Origin of the sequence: Pseudomonas shahriarae (assembly GCF_014268455.2) — a bacterium.
Classification (GTDB): domain Bacteria; phylum Pseudomonadota; class Gammaproteobacteria; order Pseudomonadales; family Pseudomonadaceae; genus Aquipseudomonas; species Aquipseudomonas shahriarae.
Map to the genome: position 1 here is coordinate 615653 of NZ_CP077085.1, position 14708 is coordinate 630360.

10 protein-coding genes and 1 pseudogene are annotated in these 14708 nt (G+C 61.4%); all 11 read left to right on the top strand.

All coding sequences use genetic code 11. From position 1 onward, the window contains the following. Window positions 1–6: 6 nt before the first annotated feature. Complete coding sequence (gene pilM, locus HU773_RS02750; protein WP_057437230.1) at window positions 7–660, top strand: type IV pilus biogenesis protein PilM; 654 nt, start codon at window positions 7–9, stop codon at window positions 658–660. After that, a complete protein-coding gene (locus tag HU773_RS02755) occupies window positions 660–1211 on the top strand; it encodes a PilN domain-containing protein (RefSeq protein ID WP_057437231.1) in 552 nt (183 codons plus the stop codon). Before pilM ends, HU773_RS02755 begins: the two co-directional genes overlap by 1 nt. After that, a complete protein-coding gene (locus tag HU773_RS02760; protein WP_186625789.1) occupies window positions 1208–1828 on the top strand; it encodes a type IV pilus inner membrane component PilO in 621 nt (206 codons plus the stop codon). The genes HU773_RS02755 and HU773_RS02760 overlap by 4 nt, the downstream gene beginning before the upstream one ends. A 128-nt stretch (window positions 1829–1956) precedes the next feature. After that, window positions 1957–2340, top strand: a pseudogene (locus HU773_RS02765) (pilus assembly protein PilP); the annotation flags it as partial. A gap of 69 nt (window positions 2341–2409) precedes the next feature. Next, window positions 2410–3741: a type IV pilus secretin PilQ gene (locus tag HU773_RS02770; RefSeq protein ID WP_057958081.1), complete on the top strand. Its 1332-nt coding sequence runs from the start codon at window positions 2410–2412 to the stop codon at window positions 3739–3741. Between the two features lie 4 nt (window positions 3742–3745). Beyond that, window positions 3746–4264 carry a shikimate kinase AroK gene (aroK, locus tag HU773_RS02775; RefSeq protein ID WP_057437234.1) on the top strand — a complete coding sequence of 173 codons (519 nt, stop codon included), beginning with the start codon at window positions 3746–3748 and terminating at the stop codon, window positions 4262–4264. A 147-nt stretch (window positions 4265–4411) separates the two neighbouring features. Next, complete coding sequence (gene aroB / locus HU773_RS02780) at window positions 4412–5512, top strand: 3-dehydroquinate synthase (RefSeq protein WP_057958082.1); 1101 nt, start codon at window positions 4412–4414, stop codon at window positions 5510–5512. Window positions 5513–5522: 10 nt separating this feature from the next. Further along, entirely contained in the window at window positions 5523–7097 is a 1575-nt protein-coding gene (locus tag HU773_RS02785) for an SPOR domain-containing protein (protein ID WP_120731330.1), read from the top strand. 350 nt (window positions 7098–7447) lie between these two features. After that, window positions 7448–11893 carry a glutamate synthase large subunit gene (gltB, locus tag HU773_RS02790; RefSeq protein WP_186625791.1) on the top strand — a complete coding sequence of 1482 codons (4446 nt, stop codon included), beginning with the start codon at window positions 7448–7450 and terminating at the stop codon, window positions 11891–11893. 32 nt (window positions 11894–11925) lie between these two features. Next, window positions 11926–13344: an FAD-dependent oxidoreductase gene (locus HU773_RS02795; RefSeq protein WP_034105894.1), complete on the top strand. Its 1419-nt coding sequence runs from the start codon at window positions 11926–11928 to the stop codon at window positions 13342–13344. Between the two features lie 241 nt (window positions 13345–13585). Further along, window positions 13586–14653: a uroporphyrinogen decarboxylase gene (hemE, locus tag HU773_RS02800; RefSeq protein WP_170059434.1), complete on the top strand. Its 1068-nt coding sequence runs from the start codon at window positions 13586–13588 to the stop codon at window positions 14651–14653. Window positions 14654–14708: the final 55 nt, after the last annotated feature.

The window sequence follows — 14708 nt, forward strand, 5'->3', positions numbered from 1 at the left end:
AGTTTTATGAGAAAGGGATTTTTCAGGCAAAAAGCCGATACCGTGCTGGGTGTGGACATCCAGGACAGCGGCGTGAAGGTTCTGGAGCTGGCCCGCGCCGGCGATGGCTATGCAGTGCACGCGTATGCGAGCCAGGCTTTACCGGGGCATGCGGTGGTCGACAGTAATATCGTTGATCTGGAGGTTGTCGCGCAGACCCTTTCCAAGGCATTGTTCCGGGCGCGGACCCAGGTCGCCCATGCGGCGGTTGCCGTGGCGGGCCCTTCGGTGATCAGCCGGGTGGTTGCGCTGGAGGCGGGGCTTGAAGCAGGCGAGATGGAGCAGCGCCTGCGCTGCGAAGCTGACCAGTACATTCCTTATCCGTTGGATGAGGTTGCAATTGATTTTCAGGTCCAGGGCCCATCGAGTCGTGAACCCGGTTATGTTGATGTGCTGCTTGTGGCATGCCTCAAGGAGCAGGTAGAAGCGCGCGAAGCGGTGCTGGCCATGGCCGGCCTGGTTGCTCGAGTGGTGGATGTAGAGGCGTTTGCCCTGGCGCGGATGACCGATCAGGTGGTCGCCCGGATAGCGCCGGGGAGTGGGATCAATAGTGCACAATGGGCTGCCGATGCCCAGGGATTGCGGGTCGCCTGCGGTTTGGCCCTCAGGAGTTTCGATTGATGACAAGAATCAACCTTTTACCCTGGCGTGAAGAACGCGCTGAGCGCCGTCGCAAATTTTTTCTGATTTTCCTGTTGGCGATTACCACTATTGCCTTGGTCGCCGTCTGGCTGGCCGACCGGGTCATCGACCGCGCGATTGATCGGCAGGTGGCTCGTAACAACCACTTGAGCAAGCAAGTCACGGTATTGGATTCGCGTATCAAGACCATCGACGAGTTGCGTGAGCAGCGTCAGCAGTTGATGGAGCGGATGAAGGTGGTCGAAGACCTCCAGGGCCATCGCACATCGGGCCAGGAGTTGCTCGACCAGTTGGCCCGCGCCATGCCAGATGGGGTTCAACTGAGCGAGGTCAGCGTCAGTGGCACATCGGTGGAGGTCACTGGTACGGCGGTGTCCAGCGATGATGTCACCCGGCTGATGCGTAGCCTGGAAGCCTCCAATACCCTGCGTGCGCCTAATCTGCGCCATGTACGGGCCGAGGAGGGCGGTGCGGGTAGCGCCTTCCAGTTGATGGTGGACCATGGGGAGCATCAGGAGACGCTGCGGTGAGCCTTGGGTCCAGCCTGTCAGGGCTGGCACTCCCGCAACTCTCTACCCTGTACCGCAACACCGCCCACTGGCCTTTGGCTGGCCGGATTGTGGTGGGCGCGGTGCTTGCCTTGCTGGTGCTGATGGTCGGGAATGCTGTCTACCTGAGTAGCGCGCGCGAGGTTCTGCAGCGTCACGAAGCGGGAGAGATAAGCCTGCGCCAGCAGTTTGCGGCCAAAGCCCGGCAAGCCGCGCAGCATGACAGCGTGGTGCGCGAGCTTGAAACCCTGCGCACCGCCTTCACTGAACAGTTGCGCCAAATGCCGACGCTGAGGCAAATGCCCGGCCTGCTGGACGACTTCACTCGGCTGGGGCAGCTCAGCGGGGTGCTGGTGGAGCAGCTCAGTGTGCTGGATGAACACATGCAGCCGGTGTTCGTCGAGCGGCCGATGCAGCTCAAGCTGCTAGGCACCTATCACGACCTCCTGGCCTTCGTCAGTGGCGTGGCCGAGTTGCCGCAGATCGTTACCCTGCATGACTTTGTCATTCGCCCTGCGGATTCCGAGGGTGGGGCCTTGTTGAGCCTGACGATGCTCGCCAAGACCTACAGGTACAGCGAGCAGGGAGCATTGCCATGAGCCGTTTCAAGGTTGTGGGCCTGGGCCTGGTATTGCTTGCTGGATGCGACAGTGACCCGCAGTTGCAGGCGCTGAATGACGAGTTGCAAACGATTCGCCAGCAAGCGCTGCCTATGGCGGATGAGGTGCCCGTGGCGAGACCGGGGCCACGGTTTGTCTCCAGTTCGCCACCCCTGCGTGACCCCTTCCAGCCGCCGGACCAGCCCGCCAGTCGTCCTACCGGCAAGCCTGGAGCTGCGCCGGACCTCGACCGCCCCCGGCAGTTTCTCGAAGGGTTTGCCGTGGATCAGTTCCAGATGGTCGGCACCCTGTCGCTGGGCGCGCAGACGTTTGCCCTGCTACGCGGCGCAGCGGGTGTTCATCGCCTGGCGGTGGGGGATTACCTGGGGACTGATCATGGGCGCGTCGTGGCGATCCATGAGGGGCAGTTGGAGCTGGTCGAGCTTTTCCCCGATGGTGAGGGCGCCTGGCTTGAGCGTCCGCGCACTTTGGTATTGAACGTGAACTCATAACGGAAGCAAAAAATGAAAAGGATTATTTCGTCCTTCGGTGTGGCGCTATGGATAGCGTTCACAGCACCGATGACTGAGGCTGTGCCCAAGCGAATCGACCTGATTCAATTGCCTCCTCCCGGTAGTTCGCCCTTGAACACAGCGCGTGGCCCATTTACCGGCAACAGGCTGTCCCTCAACTTTCAGGACATTGAGGTGCGCGCCGTCTTGCAGCAGATTGCCGATGTGGCCGGGCTCAACCTGGTGGCCGGTGATGATGTGCAAGGCTCGATAACCCTGCGCCTCAAGGATGTGCCGTGGGACCAGGCCCTGGACCTGGTGTTGCAGGCCAAGGGCCTGGACCGGCGGGTGACCGCCAACGTGCTGCTGGTGGCCCCGGCCGAGGAACTGGCCGCACGGGAGTTGCTGGCCCTGGAGTCGCGCAAGTTGATGACCGAGCTGACGCCACTGCGTCGGGAGCTGCTGCAAGTCAATTACGCCAAGGCGTCTGAGCTGGCCAAGCTGTTCCAGTCGGTGACCGGGCTGGAGGGGGCGACCGATGAGCGCGGTTCGGTGACGGTGGATGACCGCACCAACAACATCATCGCCTACCAGACGGGCGAGCGCCTGGAGGAGCTGCGGCGCATCGTCAGTCAGTTGGATGTGCCGGTACGCCAGGTGATGATCGAGGCGCGGATAGTCGAGGCCAATGTCGACTATGACAAAAGCGTGGGGGTGCGCTGGGGCGGGTTGCTGCGCAGTAAAGGTAATTGGAGTGGGGGCGGGGTCGATAAAAAACCGTCCGGTGAGGGCGAGTCGCCCGATAGCTCACCGTTCGTTGACCTGGGCGTGGTCAGCCCGAGCTCCGGCCTGGGCATCGCCTTTATCACCGATAACGTGCTGCTGGACCTGGAACTCACGGCCATGGAAAAAGGCGGCAATGGCGAAGTGATCTCCCAGCCCAAGGTGGTCACCTCCAACAAGGAAACTGCGCGGATTCTCAAGGGCACCGAGATTCCTTACCAGGAAGCCACGTCCGAGGGGGCGACCTCGGTCTCGTTCAAGGAAGCCTCGCTGTCCCTGGAGGTGACGCCGCAAATCACCCCCGATGACCAGGTGATCATGGAGGTTCGGGTGACCAAGGATGAGCCCGACTACCTGAACAAACTCAACGATGTGCCGCCGATCAAGAAGAACGAGGTCAACGCCAAGGTTCTGGTCAGGGACGGCGAGACCATCGTCCTCGGTGGGGTTTTCTCCAAAAACCAAAGCAAGGTGGTAGATAAAGTGCCATTTTTGGGCGATGTGCCGTATCTTGGCCGCCTTTTCCGGCGTGATGTGGTTGCCCAAAGAAAATCCGAGCTGCTGGTATTCCTGACTCCGCGTATTATGAATAACCAGGCGATTGCTGTGAGTCGTTGATTCTGTGCGAAATTTGATTCTTGTAGGGCCGATGGGGGCTGGAAAAAGCACCATCGGCCGTTTGCTGGCCAAAGAGCTGCGCCTGCCATTCAAAGACTCCGATAAGGAAATTGAATTGCGCACGGGCGCCAATATCCCGTGGATCTTCGATAAGGAAGGCGAGCTGGGCTTTCGTGATCGCGAGCAGGCAATGATTGCCGAGCTGTGCGGCTGCGATGGCGTGGTATTGGCCACCGGCGGCGGCGCCGTGATGCGCGAGGAAAATCGGCGGGCGCTGCATGCTGGCGGTCGGGTGATCTATTTGCATGCGTCGGTCGAGCAGCAGGTCGGGCGCACCGCACGTGACCGCAACCGGCCATTACTGCGCACCGCCAACCCCGAGAAAACCCTGCGGGACTTGCTGGCGCTGCGCGATCCGCTTTATCGGGAAATCGCCGATCTGGTGGTGGAAACCGATGAACGGCCACCGCGCATGGTCGTAATCGACATTCTCGAGCGCCTGCAGCAACTGCCGCCCCGTTAAAGCCAGGGCCGAAATGCGCTATCCTCGGCAGCGCGTTACAGTCGTCCGAGGTGTGGCGTAGAGCCATCAGGCAGCGTCCGATCTCGACGGTGCCGACAACGTTAATACAGGGCAGGATGCCTGCTTCCATCTTCAGCGCGGGGACACATGCAGACACTTAAGGTCGATCTTGGCGAGCGTAGCTACCCGATCCATATTGGCGAGGGTTTGTTGGACCAGCCCGAGTTGCTCGCGCCGCACATTGCCGGGCGACAAGTGGCGATCATCTCCAACGAGACCGTGGCGCCGCTCTACCTTGAGCGCCTGAGTCGCAGCCTTGCGGCGTATTCGGTGATCTCGGTGATTCTTCCCGACGGCGAAGCCTTCAAGAACTGGGAAACCCTGCAGCTGATTTTTGACGGCCTGCTCACCGCGCGCCACGACCGGCGGACCACGGTAGTGGCCCTTGGTGGCGGCGTGATCGGCGACATGGCCGGTTTTGCGGCGGCCTGTTACCAGCGTGGTGTGGACTTTATCCAGGTGCCGACCACCCTGCTGTCCCAGGTCGATTCGTCGGTGGGCGGCAAGACCGGGATCAACCATCCCCTGGGCAAAAACATGGTTGGCGCGTTCTACCAGCCCAATGCTGTGTTGATCGACACCGCTACCCTCAACACCTTGCCGCCCCGCGAGCTGTCGGCGGGCCTGGCGGAAGTCATCAAGTACGGGTTGATCTGCGACGAGCCGTTCCTGACCTGGCTTGAAGAGCACGTCGATGCCTTGCGCAACCTGGATCAGGTGGCGCTGACCGAAGCTATCTCCCGCTCCTGCGCGGCCAAGGCGCTGGTGGTCAATGCCGACGAACGTGAGTCTGGTGTGCGTGCCACCTTGAACCTGGGCCACACCTTCGGCCATGCGATTGAAACTCACATGGGCTATGGTGTCTGGTTGCATGGAGAGGCCGTAGCGGCTGGCACAGTGATGGCGTTGGAGATGTCGCAACGCCTGGGCTGGATCAGTGTCCAAGAGCGTGATCGCGGTATCCGCCTGTTCCAGCGCGCCGGGTTGCCGGTCATCCCCCCTGAGGAGATGACCGAGGCTGATTTCCTTGAACATATGGCGATAGACAAAAAAGTGATCGATGGTCGTTTGCGTCTGGTGCTGTTGCGCCGAATGGGCGAAGCGGTAGTGACCGACGATTATCCGAAAGAGATTCTACAGGCCACGCTGGGAGCGGATTACCGCGCCCTGGCCCAGCTGAAAGGTTAACCAGATCCCGATGACTAGTTTGCATGCCGACGAGGCTTTCCTCGGCCATTACCAGTTGAGCCACGACCCTTTTGCGCCACGGGTTCCCGGTTTCAAGTTTTTCCCTGCGCAGCGCAAGCCGGTGCTGGGGCAGTTGCATCACCTGGCGCGCTACAGCCAGTTGCTGCTGGTGGTCACTGGCCCTCTGGGCAGCGGCAAGACTTTGCTGCGCCAGGCCCTGGTGGCCAGCACTAACAAGCAATCGGTGCAGAGCGTGGTGGTTTCCGCCCGTGGTGCCGGCGATGCGGCAGGCGTGTTGCGCCAGGTTGCCCAGGCGCTGGACGTGGCCAATGCCGAGCCCGCCGCAATTCTCAAGCAAGTGGTGCAGTTGGGCCTGACCGGCCAGGAAGTCTACCTGCTGGTGGACGATGCCGAGCAGCTCGACGAGTCCGCTCTGGAAGCGTTGCTGGCCCTGGCGGCGGGTACGCCGGAAGGTCGTCCCCATGTCTTCCTGTTCGGTGAGGCGTCGCTGATTGCCGATCTGGAGCAGCTCAGTGGCGAGCAAGAGCTGTTTCACGTCATCGAATTGCAGCCCTACGAAGAAGAAGAAACCCGCGAGTACCTGGCCCAGCGCCTTGAAGGTGCCGGCCAGGGCATCGAACTTTTCTCTGCCCAGCAGATCTCTGATATTCACGAAAGCTCCGACGGCTGGCCTGGCACCATCAACCAGGTTGCCCGCGATGCAATGATCGAAGCCATGATTGCCAGCCGCTCTGCGGTTAAGCGTCCAAAGATGGGGTTCACCATGCCGAAGAAACACGTACTGGCGATTTCTGCTGTTGTCGTGGTTGCCGTAGCCGCCGCCTGGTTGATTCCTGGCCGCAGCAAGGCACCGACCGCACCAGGCGCGCCTACCGAGCAGGCACAACTGCCACTGGGCAAGCCCACCACCAATGGCGCACCTGCCGTTGAGTTTGCCGGTTCCGGCCAGCCTACCAACCTGCCGATGGTTGGCCAGCCGGTCATGCGTGGCCCGTTGGCAGAAGAGGCCGGCGCCATCTCCGAAGGCGACGACGGTGTGCCGGTAGAAGGCTCCAGCGCCACGCCGCCGACCGTTACCACCGTAGCTCCGCCACCTGGTGAAACAGCCAGCCCGGCACCTGTGCCGGCGGCCAAGCCAACGCCTGCGCCGACCCAGGTTGCCACCGCCAAGCCAGCCCCGGCGCCAGTGGTCAAGCCGACGCCAGCCCCGGTGGCCAAGCCCGCGCCAGCCGCCAAGCCTGCTGAAAAACCGGTGACCGTGGCCAAGGCTGCTGCCGGCAGCGGCTGGTACGGCAGCCAACCGGCCAAGAACTATGTGGTGCAGATCCTCGGCACCAGCTCCGAAGGCAACGCCCAGGCGTTCGTCAAAGAGCACGGCGGCGAGTACCGTTACTTCAAGAAAGTGCTCAACGGCAAGCCTCTCTACGTGATCACCTACGGCAGTTTCCCGAGCCGTGCGGCTGCCGATTCCGCTATCAAAGCCTTGCCAGCGAAGGTCCAGGCTGGTAAACCTTGGCCTCGCACTGTTGCCAGCGTTCAACAAGAACTCGCAACAACTCGCTGAAGAACCGGCGACCTTACCCAGGTCGCCCTCCCAGCACCTCAAAAAAACTACAACAGCGTGCAGCCCTGAAGGCCGCGCGCTTTGTGGTGTCTGCGCCACAGTGGCTTTTGAGTAGTAGCAGTCAGAATTAAAAAAGTTTTGACTAGCACAGCATATCGCTTTAAACCTTTCATAAATGCGACATAGATTTGCGACAGTTCGTCGCCAAATTTGTGGGCGTCTGTGTCGGTGTGTACAATGACCTCCCTTTTGCCCCCGCTAAGCCGGCGTACGTTCGGCGTGGAAGGTAACCGGTTGAATTGAAAAGAAATTTGCCTCGAAATAAGAGGCAGCCTGGTGAGAAAGTGTCTATGAAAGCAGGTCTGTACCAACCCGACGAATTCAAGGATAACTGTGGTTTCGGCCTGATAGCCCATATGCAGGGCGAACCCAGTCATACCCTTCTGCAAACGGCCATCGAGGCCCTGACCTGCATGACCCACCGCGGTGGGATCAACGCCGACGGCAAAACCGGTGACGGTTGTGGCTTGCTGATTCAAAAGCCCGACCTGTTCCTGCGCGCTGTCGCCAAGGAAACCTTCGGCGCCGATTTGCCCAAGCAATACGCGGTGGGCATGGTGTTCTTCAACCAGGACCCGGTCAAAGCCGAGGCCGCTCGCGAGAACATGAACCGCGAGATCCTCGCTGCCGGCCTGCAACTCGTTGGCTGGCGCAAAGTGCCGATCGACACCAGCGTGCTCGGCCGCCTGGCCCACGAGCGCCTGCCGCAGATCGAACAAGTGTTTATCGCAGGCGACGGCCTGAGCGACCAGGACATGGCGATCAAGCTGTTCACCTCGCGTCGCCGTTCGTCCGTGGCCAACGCCCTGGACACCGACCACTACATCTGCAGCTTTTCCCACAAGACCATCATTTATAAAGGCCTGATGATGCCGGCGGACTTGACCGCCTTCTATCCGGACCTGAGCGATGAGCGCCTGCAAACCGCGATCTGCGTGTTCCACCAGCGCTTCTCCACCAATACCCTGCCGAAATGGCCGCTGGCCCAGCCATTCCGCTTCCTCGCCCACAACGGCGAGATCAACACCATCACCGGCAACCGCAACTGGGCCGTGGCCCGTCGCACCAAGTTCGCCAACGACCTGATGGACCTCGAAGAGCTCGGCCCACTGGTCAACCGTGTGGGTTCCGACTCCTCGAGCATGGACAACATGCTCGAACTGATGGTCACCGGCGGCATCGACCTGTTCCGTGGCGTGCGCATGATCATTCCGCCTGCGTGGCAGAACGTCGAGACCATGGACCCCGATCTGCGGGCGTTCTATGAGTACAACTCGATGCACATGGAACCGTGGGACGGCCCGGCCGGGGTGGTCATGACCGATGGTCGCTACGCGGTGTGCCTGCTCGACCGTAACGGCCTGCGCCCGGCGCGTTGGGTGACCACCACCAACGGCTTCATCACCTTGGCTTCGGAAGTTGGCGTGTGGAACTACCAGCCTGAAGACGTGATTGCCAAAGGCCGCGTCGGCCCTGGTCAGATCCTTGCCGTGGACACCGAAACCGGGCAGATCCTCGACACCGATGCCATCGACAACCGCTTGAAGTCGCGTCACCCGTACAAGCAATGGCTGCGCAAGAACGCCCTGCGCATCCAGGCGACCATGGAAGACAACGACCACGGTTCGGCGTTCTATGACGTCGACCAGCTCAAGCAGTACATGAAGATGTACCAGGTCACGTTCGAGGAGCGCGACCAGGTGCTGCGCCCACTCGGCGAGCAAGGCTACGAGGCGGTCGGCTCCATGGGCGACGATACGCCGATGGCCGTGCTGTCCCAGCGCGTGCGCACGCCGTATGACTATTTCCGCCAGCAGTTCGCCCAGGTCACCAACCCGCCGATCGACCCGCTGCGTGAAGCCATCGTCATGTCCCTGGAAGTGTGCCTCGGTGCCGAGCGCAATATCTTCCAGGAATCGCCAGAGCACGCTTCGCGCGTGATCCTCAGCTCGCCGGTGATTTCCCCGGCCAAGTGGCGTTCGCTGATGACCCTGGAGCGTCCAGGCTTCGACCGGCAGATCATCGACCTGAACTACGACGAGAGCCTCGGCCTGGAAGCCGCTGTGCGCAACGTCGCCGATCAGGCTGAAGAAGCCGTGCGCGCCGGTCGTACCCAGATCGTGCTGACCGACCGCCATATCGCCCCAGGCAAGCTGCCGATCCACGCTTCCCTGGCTACCGGCGCGGTGCACCATCGCCTGACCGAAAAAGGCCTGCGTTGCGACTCCAACATCCTCGTCGAAACCGCCACCGCCCGCGACCCGCACCACTTTGCGGTGCTGATCGGCTTTGGCGCCTCGGCCGTTTACCCGTTCCTCGCGTACGAAGTGCTGGGCGACCTGATCCGTACCGGTGAAGTGTTGGGTGACCTCTACGAGGTATTCAAGAACTACCGTAAAGGCATCACCAAGGGCTTGCTGAAGATCCTGTCGAAGATGGGCATCTCCACCGTCACCTCTTACCGTGGCGCGCAGTTGTTCGAGGCCATCGGCCTGTCGGAAGAAGTCTGCGAACTGAGTTTCCGTGGCGTGCCAAGCCGCATCAAGGGCGCGCGTTTCGTCGATATCGAAGCCGAACAGAAAGCCCTGGCCTTGGAGGCCTGGAGCGCGCGCAAGCCGATCCAGCAAGGTGGCCTGCTCAAGTTCGTGCACGGTGGCGAATACCACGCCTACAACCCGGACGTGGTCAGCACCCTGCAAGCCGCTGTGCAGCAGGGCGACTACGCCAAGTTCAAGGAATACACCGCGCTGGTGGATAACCGCCCGGTGTCGATGATCCGCGACCTGTTCCAGGTGAAAACCCTGGACACGCCGTTGGCTATCAGCGAAATCGAACCACTGGAGTCGATCCTCAAGCGTTTCGACTCTGCCGGTATCTCCCTGGGCGCCTTGTCTCCCGAGGCCCACGAAGCCCTGGCCGAAGCCATGAACCGCCTGGGTGCGCGTTCCAACTCCGGCGAAGGTGGCGAAGACCCGGCGCGCTACGGCACCATCAAGAGTTCGAAAATCAAGCAGGTCGCCACTGGCCGTTTCGGCGTAACCCCGGAATACCTGGTCAACGCCGAAGTGCTGCAGATCAAAGTCGCCCAGGGCGCCAAGCCCGGTGAGGGCGGCCAGCTGCCAGGCGGCAAGGTCAACGGTCTGATCGCCAAGCTGCGTTATGCAGTGCCGGGCGTGACCCTGATTTCGCCGCCGCCGCACCACGACATCTACTCGATTGAAGACTTGTCGCAGCTGATTTTCGACCTCAAGCAAGTCAACCCGCAGGCCCTGGTCTCGGTGAAACTGGTCGCGGAAGCCGGCGTCGGCACCATCGCCGCTGGCGTGGCCAAGGCCTATGCCGACCTGATCACCATCTCCGGCTATGACGGCGGCACCGGCGCTTCGCCGCTGACCTCGATCAAGTACGCCGGCGCACCGTGGGAGCTGGGCCTGGCCGAGACTCACCAGACCCTGCGCGGCAACGACCTGCGCGGCAAGGTCCGGGTGCAGACCGACGGAGGCCTGAAAACCGGCCTCGACGTGATCAAGGCCGCGATCCTCGGCGCCGAAAGCTTTGGCTTCGGTACCGCACCGATGATCGCCCTGGGCTGCAAATACCTGCGCATCTGCCACCTGAACAACTGCGCGACCGGCGTGGCCACGCAGAACGAGAAGCTGCGCAAGGATCACTACATCGGCACCGTCGACATGGTGGTGAACTTCTTCACCTACGTCGCCGAAGAAACCCGTGAATGGCTGGCCAAGCTCGGCGTGCGCTCCCTGGAAGAGCTGATCGGGCGTACCGATCTGCTGGACATCCTCGAAGGCCAGACCGCCAAGCAACAGCACCTGGACCTGACGCCGCTGTTGGGCAGCGATCACATCCCGGCAGACAAGCCACAATTCTGCCAGGTGGATCGCAACCCGCCGTTCGACAAAGGCCTGTTGGCCGAGAAAATGGTCGACATGGCCGGCTCCTCGATCAATGACGCCAGCGGTGGCGAGTTCGCCCTGGATATCTGCAACTGCGACCGTTCCATCGGCGCGCGGATCTCCGGCGAAATCGCCCGCAAACACGGCAACCAGGGCATGGCCAAGGCGCCGATCACTTTCCGCTTCAAGGGCACTGCGGGCCAGAGCTTTGGCGTGTGGAACGCCGGCGGCCTGCACATGTACCTCCAAGGCGACGCCAACGACTACGTGGGCAAGGGCATGACCGGCGGCAAGCTGGTGATCGTTCCGCCAGCGGGTAGCATCTACAAGACCCAGGACAGTGCCATCATCGGCAACACCTGCTTGTACGGCGCTACCGGTGGCAAGCTGTTCGCTGCCGGTACGGCCGGCGAGCGTTTCGCCGTGCGTAACTCCGGTGCCCACACCGTGGTCGAAGGCACTGGCGATCACTGCTGCGAGTACATGACCGGTGGTTTCGTCTGCGTCTTGGGCAAGACCGGTTACAACTTCGGTTCGGGCATGACTGGCGGTTTCGCCTACGTGCTGGACCAGGGCAACACCTTCGTCGACAAGGTCAACCACGAGTTGGTCGAGATCCAGCGGATCAGCGGCGAGGCCATGGAGTCCTACCGGAACCACTTGCAGCACGTGCTGGACGAGTACGTCGAGGAAACCGGCAGCGAATGGGGTCGTAACCTCGCCGAGAACCTCGATGATTACCTGCGTCGTTTCTGGCTGGTCAAGCCCAAGGCTGCCAACCTGAAATCGTTGCTTTCCAGCATCCGTGCCAACCCGCAGTGATATGCGCCTGAAGAGTTTGATGAGGTTTTAACATGGCTGAACGTCTGAATAACGACTTCCAGTTCATCGATGTCGGGCGCAAAGATCCGAAGAAGAAACTGTTGCGTCAACGCAAGAAAGAGTTCGTGGAGATCTACGAACCCTTCAAACCCCAGCACTCGGCCGATCAGGCCCACCGCTGCCTGGGGTGCGGTAACCCGTATTGCGAATGGAAGTGCCCGGTGCACAACTTCATTCCCAACTGGCTCAAGCTGGTGGCCGAGGGCAATATCCTCGCCGCCGCCGAGCTGTCGCACCAGACCAACACCCTGCCGGAAGTCTGCGGCCGGGTGTGTCCCCAGGATCGTCTGTGCGAGGGTGCCTGCACCCTCAACGACGGCTTTGGTGCGGTGACCATCGGCTCGGTGGAGAAGTACATCACCGACACCGCGTTCGCCATGGGCTGGCGCCCGGACATGTCCAAGGTCAAGCCGACCGGCAAGCGCGTGGCGATTATCGGCGCGGGCCCGGCGGGCCTGGGTTGTGCTGACGTGCTGGTGCGTGGCGGTGTGACCCCGGTGGTGTTCGACAAGAACCCGGAAATCGGTGGCCTGCTGACCTTCGGCATCCCCGAGTTCAAGCTGGAAAAGACCGTGCTGAGTAATCGCCGCGAAGTCTTCACCGGCATGGGTATCGAGTTCCGTCTCAACACCGAAATCGGCAAAGACATCACCATGGAGCAACTGCTCGAAGAATACGATGCGGTATTCATGGGCATGGGCACCTACACCTACATGAAGGGCGGCTTTGCCGGTGAGGACCTGCCGGGCGTGTATGACGCGCTCGACTTCCTGATCGCCAACGTCAACCGCAACCTGGGCTTTGAAAAGTCGCCGGAAGATTTCGTCGACATGAAAGGCAAGAAGGTCGTGGTACTGGGCGGTGGTGACACCGCGATGGACTGCAACCGCACGTCGATCCGCCAGGGCGCCAAGTCGGTGACCTGTGCCTATCGCCGTGACGAGGCCAACATGCCGGGCTCGCGCAAAGAGGTGAAGAACGCCAAGGAAGAAGGCGTGAAATTCCTCTACAACCGCCAGCCGATCGCGATTGTCGGTGAAGACCGCGTCGAAGGCGTGAAGGTGGTCGAGACCCGTCTCGGCGAACCGGACGCCCGGGGCCGCCGCAGCCCCGAGCCGATCCCGGGTTCCGAAGAGATCATCCCGGCTGACGCCGTGGTCATCGCTTTCGGCTTCCGCCCAAGCCCGGCGCCGTGGTTCGAGCAGTTCCAGATCCAGACCGACAGCCAGGGCCGCGTCGTGGCCCCGGAACAAGGCCAGTACAAGCACCAGACCAGCAACCCGAAAATCTTCGCCGGTGGCGATATGGTGCGCGGCTCTGACCTGGTGGTGACGGCGATCTTCGAAGGCCGCAACGCCGCCGAGGGCATCCTGGACTACTTGCAGGTCTAATACTGATCCCCCTGGAATGGGATCAAAAATGTGGGAGCGGGCTTGCTCGCGAATGCGATCTAACAGTGACCAGATATGTCCACTGACAACCCGCATTCGCGAGCAAGCCCGCTCCCACATTTGTTTTGCGGTGCTTTCATGTCCGCGACAAATTGACCCGATAGACAAAAGGCTGACCTGTAACCGTGCCTTTTGCGTCCGGCTCTGAGAAAATGCCCGCACTTTTTTTGCGGATGCCGACATGACTGCCCTCAAGAACGACCGTTTCCTTCGTGCCCTGCTCAAGCAACCCGTAGACGTCACCCCCGTGTGGATGATGCGTCAAGCCGGTCGCTACCTGCCGGAGTACCGCGCCAGCCGCGCCAACGCGGGCGATTTCATGAGCTTGTGCATGAACCCGGAGTTCGCCTGCGAAGTCACGATGCAGCCGCTGGACCGTTATCCACAACTGGATGCGGCCATTCTTTTCTCCGATATCCTGACCATCCCCGATGCCATGGGCCAAGGCCTGTACTTTGAAACCGGCGAAGGTCCACGCTTCAAGAAAGTGATCAGCACCCTGGCCGACATCGAAGCCCTGCCGATCCCGGATCCACACAAAGACCTCGGCTACGTGATGGACGCCGTCAGCACCATCCGCCGTGAACTCAATGGTCGCGTACCGCTGATCGGCTTCTCCGGCAGCCCGTGGACCCTGGCCACCTATATGGTCGAAGGCGGTTCGTCGAAAGACTTCCGCAAGACCAAGGCCATGCTCTACGACAACCCACACGCCATGCACTTGCTGCTGGACAAGCTGGCGCAGTCGGTCGTGTCCTACCTCAACGGCCAGATCATGGCCGGCGCGCAAGCGGTGCAGATCTTCGACACCTGGGGCGGCAACCTGTCGGCGGCGGCGTACCAGGAGTTCTCCCTGGCCTACATGCGCAAAATCGTCAGTGGCCTGATCCGCGAACACGAAGGCCGCAAAGTGCCGGTGATCCTGTTCACCAAGGGTGGCGGTCTGTGGCTGGAAAGCATCGCTGATGCGGGCGCCGATGCGCTGGGCCTGGACTGGACCTGCGACCTGGGCGAAGCCCGTCGCCGCGTCGGCAACCAGGTGGCCCTGCAAGGCAACATGGACCCGACCGTGCTCTACGCCAAGCCGGAAGCGATCCGCGCCGAAGTGGGCCGCATCCTCGCCAGCTACGGCAAGGGCAGCGGCCACGTGTTCAACCTCGGCCATGGCATCACCCCGGAAGTGAACCCAGAGCATGCAGGCGCGTTCCTGCGTGCGGTGCATGAGTTGTCGGCGCAGTATCACGAGTAAGCATCAGCTAATAAAAAACCGGCTCAGGCCGGTTTTTTATTGGCTGACGATTGTT

Coding starts and splice junctions, on each gene's coding strand:
- pilM (WP_057437230.1), top strand. CDS start 7: ATGAGAAAGGGATTTTTCAGGCAAAAAGCCGATACCGTGCTGGGTGTG.
- HU773_RS02755 (WP_057437231.1), top strand. CDS start 660: ATGACAAGAATCAACCTTTTACCCTGGCGTGAAGAACGCGCTGAGCGC.
- HU773_RS02770 (WP_057958081.1), top strand. CDS start 2,410: ATGACTGAGGCTGTGCCCAAGCGAATCGACCTGATTCAATTGCCTCCT.
- aroB (WP_057958082.1), top strand. CDS start 4,412: ATGCAGACACTTAAGGTCGATCTTGGCGAGCGTAGCTACCCGATCCAT.
- HU773_RS02785 (WP_120731330.1), top strand. CDS start 5,523: ATGACTAGTTTGCATGCCGACGAGGCTTTCCTCGGCCATTACCAGTTG.
- gltB (WP_186625791.1), top strand. CDS start 7,448: ATGAAAGCAGGTCTGTACCAACCCGACGAATTCAAGGATAACTGTGGT.
- HU773_RS02795 (WP_034105894.1), top strand. CDS start 11,926: ATGGCTGAACGTCTGAATAACGACTTCCAGTTCATCGATGTCGGGCGC.
- hemE (WP_170059434.1), top strand. CDS start 13,586: ATGACTGCCCTCAAGAACGACCGTTTCCTTCGTGCCCTGCTCAAGCAA.